The organism is Massilia sp. LjRoot122 (genome assembly GCF_964252725.1).
Classification (GTDB): domain Bacteria; phylum Pseudomonadota; class Gammaproteobacteria; order Burkholderiales; family Burkholderiaceae_D; genus Telluria.
In genome coordinates this window covers 4,245,500-4,271,312 of sequence record NZ_CAXUPB020000001.1, presented here as the reverse complement: position 1 = coordinate 4,271,312, position 25,813 = coordinate 4,245,500, and the positions used below count along the sequence as shown (strand labels likewise).

At 63.4% G+C, this 25,813-nt stretch carries 20 protein-coding genes and 2 tRNA genes; 13 read left to right on the top strand and 9 right to left on the bottom strand.

Translation table 11 applies throughout. The features are described from left to right. Positions 1-70 precede the first annotated feature (70 nt). Both ACSQ25_RS18740 and ACSQ25_RS18735 read left to right on the top strand, forming a co-directional pair. Positions 71-415, top strand: coding sequence for an energy transducer TonB (locus tag ACSQ25_RS18740; protein ID WP_436107175.1), 345 nt, complete (start codon positions 71-73; stop codon positions 413-415). Between the two features lie 176 nt (positions 416-591). Beyond that, complete coding sequence (locus ACSQ25_RS18735) at positions 592-1,035, top strand: YXWGXW repeat-containing protein (protein ID WP_436107174.1); 444 nt, start codon at positions 592-594, stop codon at positions 1,033-1,035. A 48-nt stretch (positions 1,036-1,083) separates the two neighbouring features. Here ACSQ25_RS18735 and ACSQ25_RS18730 read toward each other — a convergent pair whose 3' ends face one another. The 5 genes from ACSQ25_RS18730 to ACSQ25_RS18710 form a co-directional block, all read right to left on the bottom strand. Continuing rightward, positions 1,084-2,679: a sensor domain-containing diguanylate cyclase gene (locus tag ACSQ25_RS18730; RefSeq protein WP_436107173.1), complete on the bottom strand. Its 1,596-nt coding sequence runs from the start codon at positions 2,677-2,679 to the stop codon at positions 1,084-1,086. Positions 2,680-2,802: 123 nt separating this feature from the next. Further along, a tRNA-His gene (locus ACSQ25_RS18725) sits at positions 2,803-2,878 on the bottom strand. An 82-nt stretch (positions 2,879-2,960) separates the two neighbouring features. Beyond that, positions 2,961-3,830 carry a glutamate racemase gene (gene murI, locus ACSQ25_RS18720; RefSeq protein WP_436107172.1) on the bottom strand — a complete coding sequence of 290 codons (870 nt, stop codon included), beginning with the start codon at positions 3,828-3,830 and terminating at the stop codon, positions 2,961-2,963. Between the two features lie 45 nt (positions 3,831-3,875). Then, positions 3,876-5,411, bottom strand: a complete 1,536-nt coding sequence (locus ACSQ25_RS18715; protein ID WP_436107171.1) for a fumarate hydratase — start codon at positions 5,409-5,411, stop codon at positions 3,876-3,878. Between the two features lie 21 nt (positions 5,412-5,432). Next, on the bottom strand, positions 5,433-6,038 hold the full coding sequence (locus ACSQ25_RS18710) for a TIGR00645 family protein (protein WP_436107170.1): 606 nt from the start codon (positions 6,036-6,038) through the stop codon (positions 5,433-5,435). Between the two features lie 193 nt (positions 6,039-6,231). Between ACSQ25_RS18710 and acs the strand changes: the two genes are divergently transcribed. Continuing rightward, positions 6,232-8,229, top strand: a complete 1,998-nt coding sequence (gene acs / locus ACSQ25_RS18705; protein WP_436108106.1) for an acetate--CoA ligase — start codon at positions 6,232-6,234, stop codon at positions 8,227-8,229. Positions 8,230-8,384: 155 nt separating this feature from the next. Here the strand turns inward: acs and ACSQ25_RS18700 are convergent, their stop codons facing one another. Then, the gene (locus ACSQ25_RS18700) at positions 8,385-8,750 is read right to left on the bottom strand and encodes a VOC family protein (protein ID WP_436107169.1); all 366 of its coding nucleotides are present in this window, start codon (positions 8,748-8,750) and stop codon (positions 8,385-8,387) included. 90 nt (positions 8,751-8,840) lie between these two features. Here ACSQ25_RS18700 and ACSQ25_RS18695 point away from each other — a divergent pair, with 90 nt between their 5' ends. Continuing rightward, positions 8,841-9,167, top strand: coding sequence for a helix-turn-helix domain-containing protein (locus tag ACSQ25_RS18695; RefSeq protein WP_436107168.1), 327 nt, complete (start codon positions 8,841-8,843; stop codon positions 9,165-9,167). Positions 9,168-9,243: 76 nt separating this feature from the next. Beyond that, positions 9,244-9,334 (top strand) — tRNA-Ser (locus ACSQ25_RS18690). Positions 9,335-9,995: 661 nt separating this feature from the next. Here ACSQ25_RS18690 and ACSQ25_RS18685 read toward each other — a convergent pair. Next, a complete protein-coding gene (locus ACSQ25_RS18685; RefSeq protein ID WP_436107167.1) occupies positions 9,996-11,300 on the bottom strand; it encodes a hypothetical protein in 1,305 nt (434 codons plus the stop codon). Positions 11,301-12,251: 951 nt separating this feature from the next. On the opposite strand from ACSQ25_RS18685, the gene ACSQ25_RS18680 reads away from it, so the two are divergent. The 7 genes from ACSQ25_RS18680 (at position 12,252) to ACSQ25_RS18650 (ending at position 21,023) form a co-directional block, all read left to right on the top strand. Continuing rightward, positions 12,252-13,658 carry a methyl-accepting chemotaxis protein gene (locus tag ACSQ25_RS18680; protein WP_436107166.1) on the top strand — a complete coding sequence of 469 codons (1,407 nt, stop codon included), beginning with the start codon at positions 12,252-12,254 and terminating at the stop codon, positions 13,656-13,658. 437 nt (positions 13,659-14,095) lie between these two features. Next, positions 14,096-14,239, top strand: a complete 144-nt coding sequence (locus ACSQ25_RS18675) for a hypothetical protein (RefSeq protein ID WP_436107165.1) — start codon at positions 14,096-14,098, stop codon at positions 14,237-14,239. A 305-nt stretch (positions 14,240-14,544) separates the two neighbouring features. Further along, entirely contained in the window at positions 14,545-15,894 is a 1,350-nt protein-coding gene (locus ACSQ25_RS18670) for a hypothetical protein (protein ID WP_436107164.1), read from the top strand. Between the two features lie 181 nt (positions 15,895-16,075). Then, positions 16,076-17,689 carry an ABC-F family ATP-binding cassette domain-containing protein gene (locus tag ACSQ25_RS18665; RefSeq protein WP_436107163.1) on the top strand — a complete coding sequence of 538 codons (1,614 nt, stop codon included), beginning with the start codon at positions 16,076-16,078 and terminating at the stop codon, positions 17,687-17,689. Positions 17,690-17,723: 34 nt separating this feature from the next. After that, positions 17,724-18,746 carry a lipopolysaccharide heptosyltransferase II gene (gene waaF, locus ACSQ25_RS18660; protein WP_436107162.1) on the top strand — a complete coding sequence of 341 codons (1,023 nt, stop codon included), beginning with the start codon at positions 17,724-17,726 and terminating at the stop codon, positions 18,744-18,746. 19 nt (positions 18,747-18,765) lie between these two features. Then, positions 18,766-19,767: an ADP-glyceromanno-heptose 6-epimerase gene (gene rfaD / locus ACSQ25_RS18655; RefSeq protein ID WP_436107161.1), complete on the top strand. Its 1,002-nt coding sequence runs from the start codon at positions 18,766-18,768 to the stop codon at positions 19,765-19,767. Positions 19,768-19,865: 98 nt separating this feature from the next. Then, positions 19,866-21,023 carry a sensor histidine kinase gene (locus ACSQ25_RS18650; protein ID WP_436107160.1) on the top strand — a complete coding sequence of 386 codons (1,158 nt, stop codon included), beginning with the start codon at positions 19,866-19,868 and terminating at the stop codon, positions 21,021-21,023. A 2-nt stretch (positions 21,024-21,025) separates the two neighbouring features. Here ACSQ25_RS18650 and ACSQ25_RS18645 read toward each other — a convergent pair whose 3' ends face one another. Beyond that, positions 21,026-21,424: a putative quinol monooxygenase gene (locus tag ACSQ25_RS18645; protein WP_436107159.1), complete on the bottom strand. Its 399-nt coding sequence runs from the start codon at positions 21,422-21,424 to the stop codon at positions 21,026-21,028. Between the two features lie 121 nt (positions 21,425-21,545). Here ACSQ25_RS18645 and ACSQ25_RS18640 point away from each other — a divergent pair, with 121 nt between their 5' ends. After that, complete coding sequence (locus tag ACSQ25_RS18640) at positions 21,546-23,180, top strand: M28 family peptidase (RefSeq protein WP_436107158.1); 1,635 nt, start codon at positions 21,546-21,548, stop codon at positions 23,178-23,180. A 1-nt stretch (position 23,181) separates the two neighbouring features. On the opposite strand, the gene ACSQ25_RS18635 is transcribed toward ACSQ25_RS18640, so the two are convergent. Continuing rightward, positions 23,182-25,755: an ATP-binding protein gene (locus tag ACSQ25_RS18635; protein WP_436107157.1), complete on the bottom strand. Its 2,574-nt coding sequence runs from the start codon at positions 25,753-25,755 to the stop codon at positions 23,182-23,184. Positions 25,756-25,813 lie beyond the last annotated feature (58 nt).

Genomic DNA, 25,813 nt, shown 5'->3' with positions numbered 1-25,813 from the left:
AAGAACGCCGGCCCGCGGGCCGGCACGCAGTGAGACTGCCAACCTTAAACAAAACCTTATTGGGGAAACCATGAAAAACCTGACCGTGAAACTGATCGCTGCAATGACCCTCGCCACCGCCGCTGGCGCTACCTTCGCCGCTGAAGTGCCGGCGTCGTTCGACCCGAAGAAGTGCGCGGTCGAGTACCCGAAGGCGTCGCTGATGAACGAAGAGCAGGGCACGACCTCGGCATCGTTCCACGTCAGCGCCGACGGCACCGTGACTGAATCGAAGCTGGAAAAGTCGAGCGGTTTCAAGAACCTGGACAAGGCAGCCCTGAAAGGCCTGTCCTCGTGCAAGTTCAAGCCGGGCACCAAGGACGGCGCACCGGCAGCGACCTGGACCAAGGTCGACTACGCCTGGAAGCTGGACTAATCCCCCGTTTCTCCCAGTAAAAGCAGCCGGCATCAGCCGGCTGTTTTTTTTGGTGGTTTATGCATCAGTTACATTTTCGTAGCGGCATGTTTCGATTGTAAGAACGTATTTCATTTCTCCCGTGTGCGGTTGAGGCTGGCTATAGTGGTCTCAACACAACCGAAAGGAGAAGTACCATGAAATCGATTCTTGCCGCTACCGCAGCTGTCCTGATCAGTACCGCCGCCTTCGCGCCGGTCCAGGCCCAAGCCCAGAGCCGCACTGAAGTGATCGTGGTGCGCGAAGCACCGCCGCCAATGCGCAGGGAAGCGATCCCGAACGCCCGCCGCGGCTACGAGTGGGTGCCGGGCTACTGGAGCTATAACGGCCGCCGCTACGTGTGGGAACGCGGCCACTACGAGCGGGTGCGCAGCGGCTACGTCTACCAGCAGCCGGTGTGGCGCCAGGACCGTAACGGCTGGTACCTGGACCGCGGCGGCTGGATCCGTGACCGCGACCACCGCATGGCGCGCCGTGACCGCGACGGCGACGGCGTCCGCAACAGCCACGACCGCGATCGCGACGGCGACGGCGTCCCGAACCGCCATGACGACCGTCCGAACAATCCGACCCGCTACTAAGCATCATTCGGTAGTCACCATGAACCGCCTGCATCGCAGGCGGTTTTTTTATATGGCGAGCGTGGGCGACGGCGGTGCGTCAGTATTGTCGAGGTCGCTGCAGACGCGGTTGCGCCCATTCGCCTTGGCGCGGTACAGCAGGGCGTCGGCCTGCATCAGCAAAGCTTCCGGCTCCAGCGCCGCGCCCGGGGTGGGATGAAAGGTGCAGGCGCCGGCGCTGATGGTGGCCACGCCGGAGGGATTGTCGGCATGGCCGATACCGAGCTCCATGATGGCCAGGCGCAGGCGTTCGGCCACGTAGCGGGCGCCGATCCGGCTGGTCGACGGCAGGATTACGGCGAATTCCTCGCCGCCATAGCGCGCCGCAAGGTCGGTGGGGCGCGCCAGCCCGCCGCGCAGGGCGCCCGCGACCTGGCGCAGGCAATCGTCGCCGGCCACGTGGCCGTAGCGGTCGTTGTACTTCTTGAAGAAATCGACGTCGAGCAGCACCAGCGACAGCGGCGTGCCGGTGCGCCTGGCGCGCTTGAGTTCGAGGTGCAGCGTGTCCTCGAAATGGCGGCGGTTGGCGAGGCCGGTCAGCCCGTCCCGCGTGGCCAGCACCGTCAGCGCCTGGTTGCGTTCCTGCAGGTGCTCCTCGGCGATACGCAGTTCGGCCTCGAGCTGGTCGCGGATCATGATCTGGCGCACCAGGCGTGCCCCGACCCCCACCAGCAGGAACACGACCAGCAGGGTGGCGCCGGACAGCAGCAGGGACGACTGCTGCCACTCGGCCAGGATTTCTTCCTTGGATTGCGCGGTCGCGACGATGAGGGGCAGCTTGTCCAGGTGGCGGAAGCTGTACAGGCGCACGATGCCGTCGATCTTGGAACGCAGCATCGCGGTCCCGACAGGACCCGTCGCCCGATACGTCTGGAACACGGGACCGCTCGCGATGTTGGTGCCGATCAGTGCCTCGCTGAAGGGGCGGCGGTAGATCAGGGTGCCATCGTCGTGCGCCAGGAAGACCACCCCCTGCCTGCCCACGTCGAAGCGCTCGTAGAGATCGGCAAAGAACGCGATCTGGACCGTGCCGAGCGCCACGCCGGCAAAGCTGCCGTCGGGCTTGTCGAGGCGGCGCGACACCGGCAGGATCCAGACGCCGGTGGAGCGGCTGCGGACCGGCTTGCCGATGTGGACGGCGCGGCTGGGGTTCTTGAGGTGGTACTGGAAATACTCGCGGTCGGCGTTGTTGCCGGCAATCGGGCGCTCGAGCGAGGAGACCAGCCAGCTGCCGTCCGCGCCGTAGACGAACAGCCCGTGCAGTTCCTTCACTTCCTTCACCATGTTCCGCATGTGGCTGCGCAGGCGGTCGGACGCCGCCGGCGTGGCGCCGTCGTGCTCGACGCGTTCGACCACGCCGGCCAAGACGGTATCGACGATCCTGATGGTGCTTTCGGCCTGGGCCGCGAGGGCGCTGGCCATGTTCGAGGTCGCGGCCGCATTCTCGGCCAGCCGGCTCTGGCGTGCAGTCCAGGCGCTCCAGCCCTGGGCCGCGATCAGCAGCACGCAAAACAGGACCAGGACCCGGATGGCGTACCTGACTGCCGGGCGTTTCTTTGCCGTCAGGCGGCTGACGGGCGTCGGAGCGGCATGCTGTTGGGTCATCAGGGGCGCCACGCACGTGACAGGGTTGCCAGAACTTCAAGGATACCCATGGCGCATGGAAAAGTCGAGCAGGACCGGAAAAGCAAAAAGCCCAGTCCGGAGACTGGGCTTTGCTTGAATTCTTGGGGTGGCTGATGGGACTCGAACCCACGACAACAGGAATCACAATCCTGGACTCTACCAACTGAGCTACAGCCACCATTGTCTTGCTTACTTCTTGTCTGCCTCGCTGTTTCCGAGACAGAACAAGATTATACAAAGGTCTTCCCGAACTGGCAAATTTAAATGTGCGTCCCTGCCGGGTTCGACATCGTTGCCCCCAGCGCGACCTCGTGCACGGCCAATACCTGGCCCAGCAGACTGGCGAAAGCGGCGCTCAGCGCAGCGCCGCTCGCGCTGGTAAAACCGGTCAGGCGTGCCGCTTCGCCGCCGGCAGGGCGCAGCAGCCCCGCCGCCTCGAGCAGGCGAGCGAGCTGGCGTGCCACGGCCTCGCCCGTGTCGATCAGCGTGACCTCGCCATCGGTATGCCGGCGAATCACGCGCTCGATCGATGCCTGCACCAGCGGATAGTGGGTGCAGCCGAGCACCAGGGTGTCGGCACCCTGGGCCAGCAGCGGCGCGATATAGCGTTCCAGCATCGCCTCGAGCGCCGGAGAGCCGGGCTCGCCGAACTCGATCTGGTCGGCCAGGCCCACGCAGGGCTGCAGCAGGAAGCGGGCACCCGTCGCTTCCACGATCTGGTCGCGCAGCAGCAGGAATTTTTCGCCGGAGAGGGTGCGCTCGGTGGCCAGTACGCCGACGGTGCCCTTGCGGGTACTTGCCGCGCCCGGTTTCAGGCCCGGTTCGACGCCGACGATCGGCATGTCGGGATAGCGCTCGCGCAGGACGCGCACGGCGGCGACGGTGGCGGTATTGCAGGCCACGACCAGCGCCTTGGCGCCGCGCGCCGCCAGGAAGGCGCCAATTCCCAGCACACGCTCGATGAGCACGTGTTCGGGCTTGTCGCCATACGGGGCGAATGCGGTGTCGGCGAAATACAGGAGGTGTTCGTTCGGCAGCTGCGCCTGGATGTGGCGCAGCACCGAAAGGCCGCCGACGCCCGAGTCGAAGATGCCGACCGGGGCGCCAGGGGAGGGGGGAGATGTGGTCATGGTTGAAAGCGCAGGCGTGTCATCGGATGATTCGCCCGCGCATCATCACGCGGCGGTGACCGGGATGCCCTTGAGCGACTCGATCTTGGCCGACCATTCCTTCGGGCCGGTGTTGTGCACCGAGGTGCCGGTCGAATCGACGGCCACGGTGACCGGCATGTCGGTCACGTCGAACTCGTAGATCGCTTCCATGCCCAGGTCTTCGAAGCCGACCACCTTGGCCGACTTGATGGCCTTCGACACCAGGTAGGCCGAGCCGCCGACCGCCATCAGGTAGGCCGACTTGTGCTTCTGGATCGATTCGATCGCCGCCGGGCCGCGCTCGGCCTTGCCGATCATCGAGATCAGGCCGGTCTTCTCCAGCATCATGTCGGTGAACTTGTCCATGCGGGTCGCGGTGGTCGGGCCTGCCGGGCCGACGACTTCATCGCCCACCGGGTCGACCGGGCCGACGTAGTAGATCACGCGGTTGGTGAAGTCCACCGGCAGCTGCTCGCCCTTGGACAGCATGTCCTGGATGCGCTTGTGCGCGGCGTCGCGGCCGGTCAGCATCTTGCCGTTCAGGAGCAGGGTCTGACCCGGCTTCCAGGAAGCGACTTCCTCTTTGGTGAGGGTGTTGAGGTCGACGCGCTTCGATTTCTCGGTGTCCGGGGTCCACTGCACGTCCGGCCAGGTCGACAGCGCCGGCGGTTCGATGTAGGCCGGGCCCGAGCCGTCCAGCACGAAGTGGGCGTGGCGGGTGGCGGCGCAGTTCGGGATCATCGCCACCGGCTTCGAGGCCGCGTGGGTCGGGTACATGTTGATCTTCACGTCCAGCACGGTGGTCAGGCCGCCCAGGCCCTGGGCGCCGATGCCCAGCGCATTGATCTTGTCGCACAGTTCGATACGCAGTTCTTCCAGCTTGTTCTGCGGGCCGCGCTGCTTGAGCTCGTACATGTCGATGTCGTCCATCAGCGACTCTTTCGCCATCAGCATCGCCTTCTCGGCGGTGCCGCCGATGCCGATGCCCAGCATGCCCGGCGGGCACCAGCCGGCGCCCATCAGCGGCACGGTCTTCATGACCCAGTCCACCAGCGAATCGGACGGGTTCAGCATCACGAACTTGGTCTTGTTTTCCGAACCGCCGCCCTTGGCCGCCACTTTCACGTCGACGGTGTCGCCTTCGACCAGTTCCATGTGGACCACGGCCGGGGTGTTGTCCTTGGTGTTCTTGCGTTCGAAGTGCGGGTCGGCCACGATCGAGGCGCGCAGCTTGTTGTCCTCGAAGGCGTAGGCACGGCGCACGCCTTCGTTGACGGCGTCGGTGACGGTGCCGGTGAAGCCTTCGAAGCGGACGCCCATGCCGATCTTCAGGAACACGTTGACGATGCCGGTGTCCTGGCAGATCGGACGCTTGCCTTCGGCGCACATGCGCGAGTTGGTCAGGATCTGGGCGATGGCGTCCTTCGCGGCCGGGCTTTGCTCGGTCTCATACGCGCGCGCCAGGTGCTGGATATAGTCGGCCGGGTGGTAGTAGCTGATGTACTGGAGGGCTGCTGCGACCGATTCGATGAGGTCGCTCTGGGTGATAACGGTTGCCATATAGTTCTCGATCAGGAGGAATTAATGTTTTGCGTGCGTGGTCATGACGATGCGGTCGGTGTAGGCGATGGCGATCGCCGATACCAGGAAGGCGCAGTGGATGAGGGTTTGCCACATCATCGTATCGGTGTTCGGGTAGTTCGCCGCGTTGATGAAGGTCTTCAGCAGGTGGATCGACGAGATGCCGATGATCGCCATCGCCAGCTTGGTTTTGAGTACCGAGGCGTTCACGTGGGACAGCCATTCGGGCTGGTCCGGGTGGCCTTCGAGGTGCATGCGCGAGACGAAGGTCTCGTAGTCGCCGACGATGACCATGATTAACAGGTTCGAGATCATGACCACGTCGATCAGGCCGAGCACCACCAGCATGATCGTGGTTTCGGTCAGCTTGGTCGGACGCGGCGCACCAGGCACGGTGACGGCATCCAGGATGTGGGCGAGCGACGGCGCATTGCCCATCGCCGCACCGATCAGGTCCTTGAGCTCGACCCAGAAGTGGAACACGTAGACGCACTGCGCCAGGATCAGGCCGAGGTACAGCGGCAGCTGCAGCCAGCGGCTGGCAAAGATCAGGCTATTGAGTGGAGTAAGCTTTTTTGCTTCGGTTGGGGGAATTAACTGCGCCATCGGGATGCGGACTCCTGGATGCTGGACAAATACAGCCGAGCATTTTACACCCGTCTAAGGCTCCTTGCGGCTTACTTCGCCCCTGAGCGGCAAGGTTGGTAGAATGGCATTCGATGAGAAGCCTGCTGTAAGGGCTCAGTAAGCGAGCGCCCCTAAGGTGTTCAGTAAAAACCTTACTACTATGGAGACGATGATGGCCGAGAACGAGACCAAGCAAGAAGAATTCACCCTGCAGGAAAACCGCGTGTTCCCACCGCCGGCGGCGTTCGCCGGCAAGGCTGCGATTTCCGGCATGGAAGCCTACGAAAAGCTGTGCGCCGAAGCCGCCAGCGACTACGAGGGCTTCTGGGCGCGCCTGGCGCGTGAAAACATCGACTGGCACAAGCCGTTCACCACCACCCTCGACGAATCCAGTGCACCGTTCTATAAATGGTTCGCCGACGGCCAGCTGAACGCCTCGTACAACAGCCTCGACCGCAATCTCACGAACGGCAATGCCGACAAGACCGCCATCATCTTCGAGGCGGACGACGGCACCGTCACCCGCGCCACCTACCGCGAGCTGCATGCCCGCGTCTGCCAGTTCGCCAACGGCCTGAAGTCGCGCGGCATCCAGAAGGGCGACCGCGTCATCATCTACATGTCGATGTCGATCGAAGGCGTCGCCGCAATGCAGGCCTGCGCCCGCATCGGCGCCACCCACTCGGTGGTGTTCGGCGGCTTCTCGGCGAAGTCGCTGCAGGAACGCATCATCGACGCCGGCGCCGTCGCCGTTATTACTGCCGACGAGCAGCTGCGCGGCGGTAAGTCGCTGCCCCTGAAGGCCATCGTCGACGAGGCGCTGGCGATGGGCGGCTGCACCACCATCCGCGACGTCATCGTCTACAAGCGCACCGGCGGCAACATCAACTTCCAGGAAGGCCGCGACCTCTGGCTGCACGACCTGGTCGACCAGCAGCCGACCCAATGCGAGCCGGAGTGGGTGGACGCGGAACACCCGCTGTTCATCCTCTACACCTCGGGCTCGACCGGTACGCCGAAGGGCGTGCAGCACGCGACCGGCGGCTTCCTGCTGTGGGCCGCGCTGACCATGAAGTGGACCTTCGACATCAAGCCGGACGACGTCTACTGGTGCACGGCCGACATCGGCTGGGTCACCGGCCACAGCTATATCGCCTACGGCCCGCTGGCTGTCGGCGCCACCCAGGTGGTGTTCGAAGGCGTGCCGACCTATCCGCACGCCGGCCGCTTCTGGGAAACCATCGCCAAGCACAAGGTCTCGATCTTCTACACCGCGCCGACCGCGATCCGTTCGCTCATCAAGGCCTCCGACGTCGACGAGAAGGTGCACCCCAAGAATTTCGACCTGTCGAGCCTGCGCCTGCTGGGTTCGGTCGGCGAGCCGATCAATCCGGAAGCCTGGATGTGGTACTACAAGAACGTCGGCCAGGAACGCTGCCCGATCGTCGACACCTTCTGGCAGACCGAGACCGGCGGCCACATGATCACCCCGCTGCCGGGCGCGACCCCGCTGGTGCCGGGCTCGTGCACGCTGCCGCTGCCGGGCATCATGACCGCGATCGTGGATGAAGCCGGCAACGACGTGCCGAACGGGCAGGGCGGCATCCTGGTCGTCAAGCGTCCATGGCCGTCGATGATCCGCACCATCTGGAACAACCCGGACCGCTTCCGCACCAGCTACTTCCCGGAAGAATTGGGCGGCAAGTACTACTTGGCCGGTGACGGCGCGGTGCGCAACAAGGACACCGGCTACTTCACGATCACGGGCCGCATCGACGACGTGCTGAACGTCTCGGGCCACCGCATGGGCACGATGGAAATCGAATCCGCGCTGGTGGGTCACCCGCTGGTTGCGGAGGCGGCGGTGGTTGGCAAGCCGGACGAGACCACCGGCGAGTCGATCTGCGCCTTCGTGGTGCTGAAGCAGGCCCGTCCGAGCGGTGACGACGCGAAGAAACTGGCGACCGAGTTGCGTAACTGGGTGGGCAAGGAAATCGGCCCGATCGCCAAGCCGAAGGAAATCCGCTTTGGCGACAACCTGCCGAAGACCCGCTCCGGCAAGATCATGCGCCGCCTGCTGCGCGTGCTGGCCAAGGGCGAGACCATCACCCAGGACGTGTCGACCCTGGAAAACCCTGCAATCCTGGAGCAGCTGAAAGAAACCGCTTAAGTCGGCTTCACGTCTGTCGTGCGCGCCCGCTTCCTCGCGAGAGGGGCGGGCTTTTTTGTGTTTTGAATTTTTACTAGCCAGCCTAAAAACCGTCGCTCCGGCGAAGGCCGGAGCCTAATTTCCCCGCCGAAGTCGCGAACGGGAACCGACCAGTATCAGGACGACGACAGCACGAAGGTATTCCCGTCCGGATCCTTGAACTTCGCGAACGAGCCCCAGGGCTGCACAGTCGGCGGCTCGACGAACTCGACGCCGCGCTGGCTCAGCTGGCGGTAAGTCGCTTCCACGTTATCGCAGGCAAACGAGCCGTTGAAGAAGCTGCCGATACGGTCTTCCTGGCCGTCCGGCGTGAACAGCACGACGCGCGTGCCGGACGAGCCGATGCGCAGCTCGATCCAGCGCTTGCCCGGACCCATGGGCTGGTCGGTGGCGATGTCGAAGCCGAGTTGTTCGGTGTAGAAGGCGAGGGCGCGGTCCTGGTCCGAAACCGGGATGCTGACGAATTTCAGTTGGGTGATCATGGTGGTTCGTGGTGGTTCGTGGTGGTTGTCGTGGCAAGCATTATCGTGGCAGACTCGCGGCTGCATGTAATTTTAATTACTATAGTATTCATGACTACCCGCCGTTGTTCGCTCGATGCCTACGTGTTCGAGGTCCTGATGCCCGACCTGGTCGGCCACGACCGCCGTCCCGCCGCCTTTGTCGTTTATCTCTACCTGCTTACCAGCGCGGAGGCGCTCGGCCGCGACCAGGTGCCGGCCAGCCTGCAGACGATTGCGGTCAAGACAGGACTGTCGAAGTCGGCGGTGCAGGTGGCGCTGCGTCACCTGAAGCGGCGTGGACTGGTCGGGGAGGACGAGGTGGGCACGCAGGTGAACCCGGTGCGGCAGGTGCTGCGGCCGTGGCGCCGGCGCTGGCCGGCCGAAGCAGCGTCGTGAGTGTTGTCGGAACAGTCTTGTATAGAAGAGAATCCTTGTTATAATAGGCGGCTTCGTGGATACACGAGACCCATCAGGAGAGATGGATGAGTGGTTTAAGTCGCACGCCTGGAAAGCGTGTGTAGGTTCATAGCCTACCGGGGGTTCGAATCCCCCTCTCTCCGCCAGGAAACAAAAGAAAGGCCACCCACCGGGTGGCCTTTTTTTGTTGCCTGGCGGAGAGAAGCAGAGCCCCTGCGGGCTCTGCGTGGGGGATTCGAAGCCTTGCGCGTACTTCGCGCAAGGGCGGCCCGCGGTACGTGGGCGAATCCCCTGCTTGAGCGGCCGCGAACAGGGCAGAAACCCATGGCCACCGTCCGACGCAGGGTCACGTCCGACGCAGGGTCACGACGCAGGGTCAGGTCTGACATTCAGACACGACCTCTGCCTTAACTCCAATCCGGACGCAGGGTCAGCGAACTACGAGGCAGGGTCAGGCCGACACTCATGTAGGTATGGCGGCGATGGTGTGCTTATGCCGTAGAGGTCGTGTCTAATTGTCAGACCTGACCCCTACCATGTAGAGGTCGTGTCTAATTGTCAGACCTGACCCCTACCATGCTCTCCGCACGCTCTGGTGGATGTACGCTTTCGGCGGGTGGGGTAGGGTATTTGTCTCGTCGTGCCATCTTCGCTCCTTGAAGTTGACAGAATAGACTGGGAAGGGGCTTTCAACAACCCTTGTCTGCGCAAGTGGCTAGGTTACCCACCGCGCCGCTCGCTCTTGCCCTGCTCATGGGGCGGCGAGCGGCGCCGTGGATAACCTTTTACGTATGCCTCAAATTGCAATTACCCATGAGTTTCATCCGGAGGAAGAATTCGATCTAGCCAAAAAGCGGCGGAGAGCTTAGGCCCATCTTTGAGCATTGGATCAACTAGGAAGCGCTTAAGCGCGTCCCGAAGACAACTTTTTCCTATCTCTGCATGTTCCACAATCAAATTCGAGTTCGTCGAGCTCATGTTTAGACCCCCATGGACAACTTTATTACGTGTCACCTGGACGCTTTTCAAAGATTCGTATCTTTTACGGCGTGATGAGGGTGAATCGAGATACGCATAGTTCAGTGCTACTCTGAACGACAATTCTCCTATATCGCTAGGGTTTAATATAACTTCCAGTCCTATGATGCTATCGAGCAACGCATCAACTGGCGATAGTCGATGTTCCGAATCTAACAATCTCCCTGCCGCAATTATTACTTCACTTCGTTTGCATTCTTTTAACGACTTGTAAATTGACAAGAGCTCTTCTATATCAGGCAGGTTAATTTCAAAAGATGCATGCGGATGTAATTGGATGGGGGCGCTAGTTGTTGTTCCGCCAAGATCGATTGCACTGTTGTCCGTGAATGTTGAAGTTAGAAATGCGTTCGCACGTCCAGGTTTTAGGACATGTAGGGCGAGCATTAGATGAATAACTTCCTCATGCATATTATTGGCTTCATACGGCAGAGGAGTTGAATCGCTAGAAAATTTCAGAGGAAGATCGACAAGCTTTTCAATGCATGATGTAACACCATACCTTAACGGGTCATTAGCCGAGGTGCTGTATATATCATGGCTGCCTAACTCAGTAAGCTCTCCAACGGTAAGTTTTCTCAGAACCAAATTATCGTCTAGCTGAATTTCGGTTATCTCATCCGGTAAAGATATCCCAGATAATGCAGTGACCATTCTGCAGGTAAGGCAATCCTTATCTAAGATTTCGGAGAAATTACTTAGTGCCTCAGCGATCAGTGTCGATATATCTTTCGTTGATTGGTTGGCTTCCATAAATTTCAGCCATCCAATAACGAGGTTCTCGACCTCCATTTTTCTTGAGCTTCCTGGTGTCGCCATATAGTTTAGGAGCACAGGTGAATATTTACCGATCGCCTCTTCAAGCTGCGCTATATGGCAACATTGATTTACTATTCCGTAGAATTTCCCCGTAGTGCCAACTCCGCGATAAGGTTCGATATGAATCGTCGCACTTCCATTGCCCTGTGGCCTTACAGTGCGCCGCTGGTCAATAAGCGCTTGTGACATCCATTTTGGAAAGAGCTCGTGCAAACAAGCAGACGCGGCAATCTGGATCGGTTCTGGAAGGAGCATAAGAATTTTTTGTGTATCGAAAGATGCGCTATAGGACAGGCCCGCGCTAAATTATTAAGGGAGTCGATATCGTCAGTTCACGAACTTTAATAGCGCTTGAAAAGCATTGTAACTCACTGATTAGCAACAATATATCTATATACCGTTGGTTGGTTCATAGCCTACCGGGGGTTCGAATCCCCCACGCAGAGCCCCTGCGGGCTCTGCGTGGGGGATTCGAAGCCTTGCGCGTACTTCGCGCAAGGGCGGCCCGCGGTACGTGGGCGAATCCCCTGCTTGAGCGGCCGCGAACAGGGCAGAAACCCATGGCCACCGTCCGACGCAGGGTCACGTCCGACGCAGGGTCACGACGCAGGGTCAGGTCTGACATTCAGACACGACCTCTGCCTTAACTCCAATCCGGACGCAGGGTCAGCGACCTACGAGGCAGGGTCAGGCCCGACACTCATGTAGGTATGGCGGCGATGGTGTGCTTATGCCGTAGAGGTCGTGTCTAATTGTCAGACCTGACCCCTACCATGTAGAGGTCGTGTCTAATTGTCAGACCTGACCCCTACCATGCTGCGAGAACGCGGGTTTTTTGTTTCTTGAGCGTAAACGCTCAAATGCATCTTCATCGATACATCTTTATTCATTGCACGGGCTATGGCACTAAAGCTGCACGTTGCAGATAACTAACAGTGCTCCAGATTCAAGACAAGTTTGGATTAACGGAACTGATTGATTTCGCATATCCAGCTTCCTATCAGGGGCGCATGAAATAAATCCGATAAATTTTCTTGATTAAAGCAAGGAGTGCGAGGCCACTGATGAACGACGCTCATCTACAGACTCCAGAGTGAAATTTCGAGAGAATCTTTGCGAGTGCTTCAATGTAGGATAAGTAGGAGAATTCCTACAGGAATCCGACCTGCGTTGTCCTGACGCCGGCGGACTTTGACCTCCGAACATATGAAACAGGCTGCAGTCTCCTCGTCTTCTCGTGACGATTCGCACGTTCATGGCGCCAACAAATTGTTTCTCGTCGTGTTATGGCTGTTGCTGGCAACGGCGGTAGGACTCTCATTTGTTCATGAAACTCTTCTGTTAGCACTTGCGGTCGGTACGCCACTCGCATTGTTTCCTACAATTCTGATAGTCAGCGTTCCGGACAAGCTGATCACGCGACTGGCGGTTGCCGTGGCTCTGATGCTGTTCTGCGCGCTCCACATCCACCAAATGCATGGGATGACTGAACTGCATTTCGGTATCTTTGTCCTGCTTGCCTTCCTGGTTTGTTACCAGGACTGGCGCGTCATTATTGCCGCGGCTGCAACTGCGGCGGTACACCACCTTTCATTCAACTACCTGCAGGAGTGGGGCTATCCTGCGATGTGCTTCACGCGCCCGGGGATCGGCATGGTGTTGCTGCATGCGGTGTACGTCGTCATTGAGGCCGCCGTCCTAGGCTATGTGGCAGTTCGTCTGCAACGGGAAACCACCACAGTCAGGCATGGGGCCGATCTCCTGCAAGAGACCTTGAGAACGATGCATGAAAGCGCGGATAAGGTTGCCGAGGGCATGCACCTGATTGCGCAAACCTCGAGCGCGATCGCGTGCAGTAGCGAGGACCTGTCGGTCAAAGCGACGACGCAGGCAGCACGTTTGGAACAAGCATCCAACTCGATCGAAACACTGGCGATAACCGTCAAGCGCAATGTTGAGCATACAGGCCAGGCAAACGAACTGGTTTCTTCGGCATCGAGCATGGCCATCAAAGGCGGTGAAGTAGTTGCCAATGTCGTGCAAACGATGAACTCGATCCAGGCCAGTTCACGCAAGATCGAAGACATCATCAGCGTCATCGATGGCATCGCTTTCCAGACAAACATCCTGGCATTGAACGCCGCGGTCGAGGCGGCACGCGCAGGTGAACAGGGACGCGGTTTTGCCGTGGTCGCATCCGAGGTACGCAACTTGGCTCAGCGAAGCTCTCAGGCCGCAAAGGAAGTCAGGCAATTGATCAACGATTCCACATCGCAGGTGAGTGCCGGAGGGCGCTTGGTCGATGAGGCTGGCCACGCAATGAATGACATCGTTGACTCGGTTGGGCAGGTAGCGCAAATTATGACCGCCATCGCTGGCGCCAGCCAGGAGCAGCGCGATGGTATCGAACAGATGATAGAGACGATCCAGGAGATCGAGCAGACGACCCGGCAGACAGTCCTTCTGGTGGAGCAAAGCTCAGTTGCGGTGGAGTCGATGTGTGAGCACGCTTCATCGGCGAAGCGGGCCGTGGGCGCGCTCCGGCATCAGGATCCAGTGATACGTCGTGCATTGAACGATGAAACGCCGATTACGTCAGCACTGTTGCAATGAAGTGTACACAGCGTAGCGAAAGCGTCTTTTCAACAGTGCAAGAGAGCAGAACGGGTGGCGCACGCCTTGCAGGAGTTGTAGCAATGCCGGCAACGCTGATTTATACCCAAAACTCATTAGACGGTCTGGATCGAGACTTGTTTGTCTCTAATCATGGTCGCATGTCGCGCTTCAGAGTAGGGAGCCAATGCAATGCGGCCGTGATATGGGCGAATCGCGCCCGAACTGCCAAGAAATGGGCAGAAGCCATTACGTCTACGATGATCATCAATTTCCGTCATACAAAACACGAATAACCGCGTAGTACGTCAGCACGAAGCGGCTGTTAAGATATTCATTTTTTTTATCGCTGAGATCAGAAATAGCGATTGGATTAATGTCTCGTAATGTCCTAAGCTGTCTCCATTGCTCAACGCTTCCCAATTCAAGGACATCACATGAACGCCGCCATCGCCATCCCAACCAATCCCGACTTCTCGATCGCTTTCCGCCTGGTTGCCCGTCGTCTCCTGGCCACGCTGCGTCGCTCCATCGAACTGTCCGGCGAGTCCCACCTAGTCAAGGGTTCGCGCTACCTGTAATCCTTATCCAAAGACGCGCACCGCAGTCATCGGTGTGCATCTGCCGCGTCTCCGACTTGCCGGCGCCCCCTGCGACACCGCGGGACCGGCAGTACTCCGTCCCGTTTCACCCCCCGCATACCCAGCCAGGCCCTGGCGCCTAATTGTTTTACGCCCGCCCCATGCACCAGTTGTCGGAACTTCACCACCCCCATATGCCATTCGCGTAAATATACGGTGACTCGACCAGAAGTAAGTGCTAAATTGCTACTTTCTTGGCAAAAAGCCATTTACTCAGCGTTACTTTCTATAGGGGGAGAGCAACGATGGACGAGGCAGCATTCGAGCAGATGAAGCAGGCGAAGGAGTACTTCCACGCCACTGTGATGACGATTCCTGGTGTGCACGGCACCAGCATCGGCGTAAAGCGCGTCAGGGGCCAGCCAACCGGCCAGTTGGCGATCTGCGTCCATCTCACCCGAAAACGAGCGCCGTCCTCGATCCCTCCCGACGAACGGATCCCGCTCGACGTCGACGGCTTCCCGACCGACGTGATCGAGCATGCGCCCATCATCCGCTGCGAAGCCAAGTCCGAACGGCGCGCCATGTACGAGGACAGCAGCAAGTACCGCCCGCTCGTCGGCGGTACCAAGCTCAGCGCCGGCTATTCCTTCGGCACCCTCGGCTGCATCGTCAGGAAGCCCGACGGCAGCTGTTACGCGCTGTCCGCCGCCCACGTGCTGGGCGAGATCGGCAGCACCGTCTACCAGCCAGCCAAGGCCAAGTGCGACGAGATCGGCGCGACGGTCACGGTGCAGGAATGCTCGCAGATGGATGCCGCCATCGCGAGCCTCGACTATTACGACGACGCCGGCCTGGCCTATATCCGCGAGATCGGCGCCATCGCCGGCACCCGCGACATCGGCAAGGATGCACTGCCGTTCCCGGTCGCCAAGCGCGGCGCGTCCACCGGCCTGACCCACGGCAGCGTCGTCGCGATCCACTACAGCGGCCTGGCCGCCAACCTCGAGCTGTTCCAGGACATGCTGTTCATCGACGGCAGGGATGGTGAATTCGTCGACCATGGCGATTCGGGTTCCGCGATCGTCCACCGGGAACATGAAGACCATAACCTGGTGGTCGGCCTCCTGTGGGGCAAGGCGCCGGGCGTGAGCCGGATCGGCGTCGCCACGCCCATCGACCGCATCACGGGCGCCCTGGGCGTGAGCGTCCTCACGGCCAGCGACCGGGTGCGCCCGGCTTCTGAAACCCTGCTCGGCCGCTTCGAAGCCTTCCTCGGCGAGACCGAGCGTGGCAGGGCCTATTGGGAAGCCTATTCGCACAACCGCATCTACTTCCGCCACATCTTCCATCATGTGCCGCGGCTGGCGGCGACCTGGCGCCGGATGCCGGTGCCGGAGATGATCGAGGCCCTGCGTGCGGCCATGCGCGATCCGGACACGCTGATCCCGATGAAGCTCGGCGACCACGATACCGACGAGGTGATGTGGGACTTGTACGAAGTGCTCGGGAAGTTCCTGCAGACGAACCACCATGGCCTGTTGCAGCAGCAGGCGGCATCCTTCTGCCGCCTCGTATGCGGGAATATCGGCAACAGCTGGCGCAACGCGCTGCACGGGATTCCGATGCCGGAGTCCGGCACCAGCCTGTCGTAGCCAGCTTGGTGCGCTGCGGAGTAAGGGCGGAAGTTCCTGTAGCAAAACTTTGCTATCATTCCGCCACATTCATTTTTGCGAGGGTTCGTCCAATGCGCCATTGATGCCGCCGTCTGCTTGACGGCCAGTACTCCCACCTTCCCGCAAGCAGCAGGGGAGTCCCGGCATCCTTGGAGGTCTCATGACGCACCCATACCTGGCGCTCGACAGCGCATCGTTCATTCTTCCCGACGGCAGGACCCTGCTGTCCGGCCTCACCGAACAGTTCGACACACGCCACACGGGCCTGGTCGGCCGCAATGGCGTCGGCAAGAGCGTGCTGGCGCGGCTGCTGGCCGGCGAGCTTGCGCCATCGAACGGCCAATGCATCCGCAGCGGCAGCGCGCACTACCTGTCGCAGCAGGTCGACCTGGTCACGAGCGGCACGGTCGCCCAACTGGCCGGCGTGCAGGACGTGCTCGACGCCCTGGCGCGCATCGATGCCGGCAGCATCGCCGAAGCGGACTTCGAGCTGGTCGGCGAAGGCTGGGACCTGCCGGCCCGCTTGCGGCACGCATTCGACCAGGCCGGCCTGGGCCACCTCGATGCCGCCGCGCCCGCCCACAGGCTGAGCGGCGGCGAAGCGATGCGGGTGGCGCTGCTGGGCGCCATGCTCTCCGATGCCGATTTCCTGATCCTCGACGAACCCACCAATCACCTCGACGGCGCCAGCCGCAATGCGCTGGCGGGGCAGCTGCGCGGATGGAAGCGGGGACTCATCGTCGTCAGCCACGACCGCGCACTGCTGGCGCAGATGGAGCGCATCGTCGAGCTGTCGCCGCAGGGCCTGCGCAGTTACGGCGGCAACTATGACTTCTATGCCGAAGCGCGCGCCGCCGAACAGGAAAGCGCCCTGCGTGAATTCGAGCACGCGCGCCAGAGCATGCAGCGCGAGGAACGCGCCATGCGCGAACAGCGCGAGCGCCAGCAGCGCCGCCAGGCGCAGGGCGCGCGCGATGGCAGGGCTGCCAACCAGGCGAAGATCCTGCTGGGACGGCAGAAGGAGCGCAGCGAAAACAGCGCCGGCCGCCTCATGCTGCAGCACGAAGAGGCCCGCCGCCAGCAACGTGCGCGCGTGCGCGAAGCGGCGCAGACGCTGGTCGAAGACAGCAGCGTGCGCCTGCACGCCACTGTCGTCGACGGCGCCGCGCAGCGCCGCGTCGCCGAGCTGGACGAGGTGGAACTGCCCTTCACCGTGCCGGCCTTGCGCCGCATCAGCCTGGCCGTCGGCGGCCGCCAACGCATCGGCATCACGGGGCCGAACGGCAGCGGCAAGTCGACGCTGCTGAAGGTGATCGCCGGTGAACTGGCGCCGCTCGCCGGCCGCGTCACACGCGACCCGGCTTGCGCCTGGCTCGACCAGCGCCTGGGCACGCTCGACCCCCACCGCAGCACCATCGATCAACTCCTGGAACTGAACCGCAGCACGGCACAGGACCGCCTGCGTACTTATCTTGCCCAGCTTGGCCTGGATGCCTGCCAGGTGGGGCAGCCCAGCTGCCGGCTGAGCGGCGGCGAGCGCCTGAAGGCCGCGCTGGCCTGCGCCCTGTACGCCGATCCGCCGGCGCGCCTGCTCCTGCTGGACGAGCCGGGCAACCACCTCGACCTGGCCTCGCTCGCGGCGCTGGAGGCGATGCTGGGGCAGTACGCCGGTGCGCTGGTGGTGGTGTCGCACGACGAGGTCTTCCTGGAGCGCATCGGGCTGAGCCACCGCCTGGAAGCTAGCCCCGCCGGCTGGCGGCTCCGATTGTTATAATCGCAGATCACATTGCAGGAAGACAAAAACCCCCATGTTGAGCACGCTTGTCATCTCCCCCAACTGGATCGGCGACGCCGTCATGGCGCAGCCGCTGCTGCGCCGCCTGAAGGAACAGCATCCGGAGCGACCGATCGACGTGCTGGCGCCGACCTGGGTCGCCCCGGTCTGGCGCGCGATGCGCGAGGTGGACACCGTGATCGAGTCTCCCTTCAAGCATGGCGCGCTGCAGTGGAAAGAGCGCAAGGAATTCGCCCAGATGCTGAAGGCGCGCGGCTATGCCGACGCCTACGTGCTGCCGAACACGCTGAAATTCGCCCTGATCCCCTGGCTGGCCGGCATCAAGCGCCGGGTCGGATACAAGGGCGAGATGCGCTATGGCCTGGTCAACGTGATGCACAACGACGACAAGGCCGCGCCGCGCCCGATGGCGCAGTTCTATGCCGCACTGGCGGACGAACCGGTGCGCCACCTGCCGCGTCCGGACCGGCTGCCGGAGCCGTCAATGTCGGTCGAGCCGAGCCAGGCCGATGCCGCCATCGCCCGCCTGCAGCTGCCGGCCGGGACCTATGTGGCCTTCGCGCCCGGCGCCGAGTTCGGCCCCGCCAAGCGCTGGCCGGCCTCCTACTTCGCCGAGCTGGCGCAGACCATCCGCACCAATCGGCCGGATGCGCAGATCCTGCTGCTCGGTTCACCGAAGGACCGCGCCGTCTGCGACGAGATCACGGCCATCGTGCCGGAGGCGCACAATCTCGCCGGCTCCACCTCGCTGAGCGAGGCGATCGCGCTGATCTCGCGCGCGGCCGTGGTGGTGACCAACGATTCCGGCCTGATGCACATCGGCGCCGCGCTGGGCCGGCCGGTGGTGGCGATCTACGGACCGACCGACCCGCGCCACACGCCGCCGTTATCACAGCTGGCCAAGGTGCTGTGGCTCCATATCGAGTGCTCGCCCTGCCAGCAGCGCGAATGCCCGCTGGGCCACCAGAACTGCATGAAACAAATCCTGCCAAACGACGTCTGGCAACCGCTGCAGCCCATGTTGGCCGCAGCCTGAACGAAGAAAGAGGTACGAGATGATACTGGTCACCGGCGCAGCAGGCTTCATCGGAGCCAACCTGGTCCACGCGCTGTCGCAGCGCAAGCCCTTCAGCGTGTTCGCGGTCGATAACATGGCGCGGCCCGAGAAGTTCCACAACATCGTCGATGCCGAAGTGGCGGATTTCGCCGACAAGGAAGACTTCCTGGTGCGCCTGAAGGCGGGCGAGTTCGACGGCAAGTTCTCGGCGGTGCTGCACCAGGGCGCCTGCTCCAATACCATGGAGACCGACGGCCGCTACATGATGAAGAATAACTACGAATACACCATCGCGCTGTTCGAACACTGCCGGCGCGAGCGTATTCCCTTCATCTATGCCTCGTCGGCCGCGGTGTACGGCGGCGGCAGCGTGTTCAAGGAAGAGCGCCGGCACGAGCGCCCGCTGAACGTCTACGGCTATTCGAAATTCCTGTTCGACCAGTACATGCGCCGCCATTGGCTGCACCATGGCATCCGCGAAGGCAGCCAGGTGGTCGGCCTGCGCTACTTCAACGTGTACGGCCCGCTGGAAGGGCACAAGGGCACGATGGCCTCGGTCCCCTTCCACCAGTTCCACCAGTTCCAGAAAGAGGGCAAGGTCAAGCTGTTCGGCGCCAACGAGGGCTACGAGGCCGGCACCCAGATGCGCGACTTCATCTACGTCGAAGACGTAGTGAAGGTGAACCTGTTCTTCCTCGATCACCCGGACAAGCGCGGCATCTTCAACCTCGGCACCGGCCGCGCCCAGCCCTTCAACGACCTGGCGGTGGCCACGGTCAATGCGCTGGCCAACGAGGGCAAGGCGCCGCTCACCCTCGAGCAGATCGTCGAGCAGGGCCTGCTGGAATACCTGCCTTTCCCGGACAAGCTGAAGGGCAAATACCAGAGCTTCACCCAGGCCGACGTCACGGCACTGCGCGCCGCCGGCTACACCGAGCCCTTCACCGACGTGGCCAACGGTGTCGCCAAGTACATGCAGTACCTCAAGAAGGCGCGCTAAGGCAGCATTCACGCGCCGCCCGTAATGACGGTCATGTAGACTGGGGTCACGTTCTTATCTGACAACGCGACCGCAGTTTCTGAAGCACTGGGCCGAGCATGAGCGCAAACCTGACCGGACACCTGTCCCCGGATGATCCAGGGCTGTCGCCCGTCACGCGGGCGATAGTGGCCCTGCGCGGGCCGATCGTGGAGACCTGGATGAACGAGGTGCGCAGCACCGTGCCGCAGGCCAGGGAACTCCCGGTGCCCATCCTCGAAAACACGGTGCCGGCCTACTTCGACACCCTGGCCGCGCTGCTGACGCCCGGCTATTCGGCGCGCGTCCTTACCGACCTCGGCGCCGTTGCCAGCGAGCATGGCGGCGAGCGCGCCCGCATGACGCTCTACGATGCCACCGCCGTCATCCACGAACTGCAGATCTTCCGCGACGTGCTGCTGCGCGAACTGGAACGCCATGGCGTCACGCTCGAAGAAGCCCAGCGCGCCACCGTGTATGCCCACGTGGACGCGACCATCCGCGAAAGCGCGAATGCCTTCACCGTGGTGCAGGCGGCCTTGCGCGAGCAGTACGTCGCCACGATGGCGCACGACCTGCGCACGCCCTTGTCCACCGCCCAGATGGCGGCCGAAATGATCAACCACACCTCCAACGATCCGAACGCGCGCCGCTTCGCCGAGAAGATCGTGGCCAGCACCCAGCGCATCGACGGCATGACGCGCGAGCTGCTCGACCGCATCGCCTTCTGCAAGACCGGGCCGGTGAAGCTGCGGATCGACCGGGTCGACCTGGCGGCCCTGGTGCGCGACATCGCCCAGTCGGCCGAAGTCTTCCATCCCGTCGAGCTGGCGATCGAGGCCGATCCGGTGGAGGGCTGGTGGTGCCTCGAGGCGCTCAGGCGTGCGATCGAAAACCTGGTCAACAACGCGATCAAGTATGGCGCGCGCGAACCGGCGATCCGGCTGAGCGTGTCGACCACGGTCGAGCGGGTGCAGGTGATGGTGCATAACCAGGGTCCGCCGATCGCGCCGGAAGACAGCGAGAGCATCTTCCAGCTCTACCGCCGCGCCGGCAGCCAGGGCCTCGGCGACAGCCTGGGCGAGGGCTGGGGCCTGGGCCTGCCTTACGTGCGGCGCGTGGCCGAGGCGCACGGCGGCAGCGTGCTGATGTCCAGCTCCGTCGAAGACGGCACGGTCTTCGTGATCGACCTGCCGACCGATGCGCGGCCCTTCGCAGGCGCGCCTACCGCAGCCTGAAACTAGGCCGAGCGCTTCGACATCATCCCGTGCCCGCCCACCGGTTCGGTCTCGAAGCGCTCGCCGAAGCCGGCGATCAGCGGCCGGCCCTTGGCGATCGCCGCCTGCACGGACGGCAGCGACAGCGAGGCCTTGTGGCTGGCCTGGTCGACCCAGGTTTCCGTGATCCAGAGCGCGTCGGCATCCAGCTTGTCCTTGGCGATGCCGTAGCTCAGGCAGCCCGGCATCGCCGCCGTGCCCTCCAGCAGGATGGCGATGAGGGCGTCGCGCTGGCCCGGCTGGGCGCGCATTTTTCCGATCAGTCCGTACATGGGCGTGGGTTCTTTCCTGTCTGGGGCGGCCTGGGCGGCCAGGGGCAGGGCGGCCAGTGCGGCGACGGCGGTGCGGCGTGTGATGGTCATGGCGTTCCCGGTGAAGTGAACAGCAAGTATAGGCGCGCCGGCGACCGCGCCGCAACGGGAAGCGCACAGCATATGTACGCCGGGTTAAGATGGCGCTTTGCCAAGCCCAATGGATATCCCGATGCGCCTTTCACGCCTTGCCCTCGCCGTCGCCTTCACCCTGCCAGCAAGCGTCTTCGCCCAGCAGGCGCCCACCGTGTCCGAACCCGTCCTGCGCGGCCACCTGGCCTTCCTCGCCGACGACCTGCTCGAAGGCCGCGGCACCGGCCAGCGCGGCGGCGATCTCGCGGTGCGCTATCTCGAAACCCAGGCCGCGATCATCGGACTGAAGCCAGCCTATCCCGCGAACAAGGACGGCGGCTACCGCCAGAAGGTCGAGATCGAAGGAACGAAACTGCTGCCGGGCAGCGCGGTCAGCTTCCAGGCCGGCGGCAAGCACTTCAACCCGGAGATCGGCAAGGACATCGTGTTCGGCACCGCCAGCGGGCGCACCCAGCTTGCCTTCGATGCGCCGCTGCTGTTCGTCGGCTACGGCGTGGTCGCGCCCGACGAGCAATGGGACGACTACAAGGGCGTTGACGTGAAGGGCAAGATCCTGGTCATGATGGTCAACGATCCCCAGCCTACCGCGCAGGAACCGAAGCGCTTCGCCGGCAAGGCCTACACCTGGTACGGGCGCTGGCTGTACAAGTTCGAGGAAGCGGTGCGCAAGGGCGCGGCCGGCGCGCTGCTGATCCACACGCTGCCTTCGTCCTCCTACCCGTGGAGCGTGCCGGCCAACGGCTTTTCGCACGAGCGCTTCCACCTGGCCGGCCCCGGCAATCCGATCGAAGGCTGGCTGCACGAGGACACCGCGCGCGCCCTGTTCGCGGCCGGCGGCTTCGACCTCGACGCCTTGCGCGCCCAGGCCGAGCGGCGCGACTTCCGCCCGGTGGACCTGAAGATCGCGGCCAAGGTCGAGCTGAAGTCGGCCATCCGCACCGTCGAGCAGGTCAACGTGGTCGGCATCGTGCCGGGCACCGACCCGAAGCTGAAGTCGCAGGCGGTGGTGTACTCCTCGCACTGGGACCACATGGGCATCGACGAGGTCGCGCAGCCGGGGAAGGCCGACCGCATCTACAACGGCGCCATCGACAACGCCTCCGGCACCGCCGCGCTGCTGGCAATGGCGGCCGAAGCCGTCAGGAAGCCGGCGCGCCGCACCCAGGTCTTCCTGTGGCCGGCGGCCGAGGAGCAGGGCCTGCTGGGCAGCGCCGCCTACGTGAAGAATCCCGTGGTGCCGCTGGCGCAGACCGCCGCCGACCTGAATCTCGACAGCCTGAATTTCGTGGGCCGTACGAAGGACATCGGCGTGCCGGGCGCCGAGCGCAGCACCCTGTACGACACCGCCGCCCAGGTGGCGAAGGGCATGGGCCTGAAGCTCGCGCCCACCATTCCCGACCTGTCGGGCGCCTACTTCCGCGCCGACCATTTCAACTTCGCCAAGGCGGGAGTGCCGGCCTTTAACGTGGGTTCGGCCGTGTTCTCGGGCGACGGCCATTTCGAGTTCGCCCACGACCATTCGGCGTCGAGCGAAAAGATGGTGGGCTTCAAGAAGGACTACCACCAGGTGACCGACGAGTACCGCGCGGACTGGGACCTGTCGGGCATGGTGCAGCAGGCCCAGTTCACGCTGAACCTGGGCTACGCGGTGGCCAACGCGCCCGCCATGCCGGCCTGGAAGAAGGGCGAGCCCTTCGGAAGCATTAAACGCTGAATCAGGCGCTGACCCGGTCGCCGGCCGCGCCGGCCACGATCTTGTCCAGGCTCGCCATGTCCACCGGCTTGACCAGGTGATGGTCGAAGCCGGCGGCGGCGCTGTTGCGCCGGTCCTGTTCCTGACCGTAGCCGGTCACCGCGACCAGGGTCGCGCCGGCGCTGGCGGGGTGGCGGCGCAGGCGGCGCGCCAGTTCGTAGCCGTCCATCTCCGGCAGCCCGATGTCGAGCAGGCAGAGGTCCGGGGCAAAAGCGGCCGCCAGCGCCAGCGCCTCGTGCGAATCGTGCTCCACCCGCACCTCGTGGCCCTGCGCAGCCACCACCATGGCCAGCATCCGGGCTGCGTCGACATTGTCGTCCACCACCAGCACCTTCAGGTGCCCGCCCGCCGCGGCCTTGCCGCCTGAATCACTGGCGTTCGTGCCGCGTTCGACGCAGCGCGGCAGGCGCACCGTGAAGGTGGTTCCCTTGCCCTGGCCGCCGCTGGCCACGTGCACGCTGCCGCCGTGCAGCTCGACCAGGCTGCGCACCAGCGCCAGGCCGATGCCAAGGCCGCCGAGCGAGCGGTCCGGCGTACGTTCTCCCTGCACGAACATGTCGAAGGCGCGTTCCAGTTCGTCCGCCAGCATGCCGATGCCGTTGTCGCGCACCTCCACCAGTACCGCTTCACCGGCGGCGCTCACGGAAACCTCGATCCGGCCGCCGCGCCCGGTGAACTTGGCCGCGTTGTGCAGCAGGTTGCCCACCACCTGCACCAGGCGCTTGCGGTCGCCCAGCACGAAGCAGGGCTGCGGCAACACGGCGACTTCCAGCTGGTGTCCCTTGTCGCGCACCAGCGCCTGCACCTGTTCGATGGCCTCCAGCACGACGCCGTTGATGTCGGTGCGCTCCTTGCTCAGGACCACCAGGCCGCGCGTGACCCGCGAGACGTCGAGCAGGTCATCCACCAGCCCGGCCATGTGGCGCACCTGGCGCGTGATGATGGCGCTGACCTGCCTGATACGCGCCGGGTCGAGTCCCTCCTGGCCGAGCAGTTGGGCGCCGGAGGAGATCGGGGCCAGCGGATTGCGCAGCTCATGCGCCAGCATCGCGAGGAATTCGTTCTTGCGCTGGTCGGCCTGGCGCAGGGCTTCCTCGGCGCGCACGCGTTCGCTGATGTCCTGCATCGTGCCGCGCAGCGCCACCACCCGACCGTCCGCTCCGTGCACGCTCTCGCAGCGGTAGTCGAGCCAGATGCGGTGGCCTTCGACGTGGAGCGCCTGCAGCTGCAGCTTGCCGCTGCCGCCTTCGCGCACCAGTTCCGAGCTCAGGCGCTGCACCTGCTGCCAAGACTCCTCGAGCAGCACGCTGCCGCGCTGTTGCGCAAAGGGTGGCAAGGTGCGCCCGAAGATGTGCGGCACCGAATCGGAGACCTCGATCTCCTCGCTGTCCAGGTTCCAGTGCCAGGTGCCGAAGCGCGCCAGCATGTGGGTTTCGCGCAGCGCCGACTCCTTGGCCGCCAGCTGGCGTGCACGTTCCGCCAGCAGGGCGGCGGCGTCGCCGATGGCCGCCGCCACGTCGGCCGCCTCGCGCACGTGCACCTCGGTGAACGGCGGCGGGGTTTCTCCTTTGCCGAGCGCCTGCGCCTGGCCGGACAGTGCCTGCACCGAGCGCGCCAGGCGCCCGCCGATCAGCCATGCCAGGCACAGGCCGATCGCGAACAGCAGCGCGGCGACGCCCGCCATGAGGGCGAGCTGTCCCATCAGTTCCGTCAGCAGGGTCGCACGCGGGATGCCGATCGCGACGCCCCAGCCGCTGAAGGAGGAGCGTGCGAAGGAGGTCAGCAGCGGCACGCCCTCGCGCGAGCGCGAATCGATGGTGCCTTCCAGGCGGCTGGCGGCGGCGCCGCGCAGCAGCGGGTTGACCGGCTGGCCGACCGACTGGTCGCGGTTGATGTTGCGGTAGAAGATGATTCCCTTGCGGTCGAACAGTGAGGCGACTCCGCCCTCCGGCACCGACTTCGGGCTCAGCAGGCCGTCGAAGTCCTCCGGCCGCATGCCGATGCTCAGGACATAGCGGATCTCGCCGCGCACGCGCACCGGCACGTCCACGCTGGTGGTCGGACGCCTGCGTAGCGCGCCCTGGAACACGTCCGATACCGATGATTGGCCGCTGGCGAACACCCGCGCCAACTGGGGCGAGGGGTCGAGCGGCAGCGGTGTTCCGTAGCCGGCCGAAGTGTTGAGGAGCTGCTGCCCGCTGCGGTCGCGCAGCACGACGTTCATGCGCCCGCCGGCGAGCGCCAAAGCCTCGCGCGCCTGGCGGTGCACACGTGCGAAGTCGCCCGCCTCGAGGGCGTCGATGGTGGACAGGGTCTGGGCGATCGACTGGGCCTGGCGCAGCCTGTTGTCGGTACTCTGCACCAGCGCGCGCACGGTATGCAGGGTGTTCTTCTCGAACTGGGCGCGCGCCTTCTGGTACTGGTGGACGAACAGGATCGATGCGCCGACGACGCCCGGCAACAGGGTCGCCAGCACCAGCCAGAACAGGTAGGCGCGCAGGGGCCTGCGGACGATGGAGGAAGAGCTGTCGGGCACGTTGGGGTGGTGGTCACGGGAACGGCATGATTCTACGTGACATTGCGACAACGCAGCG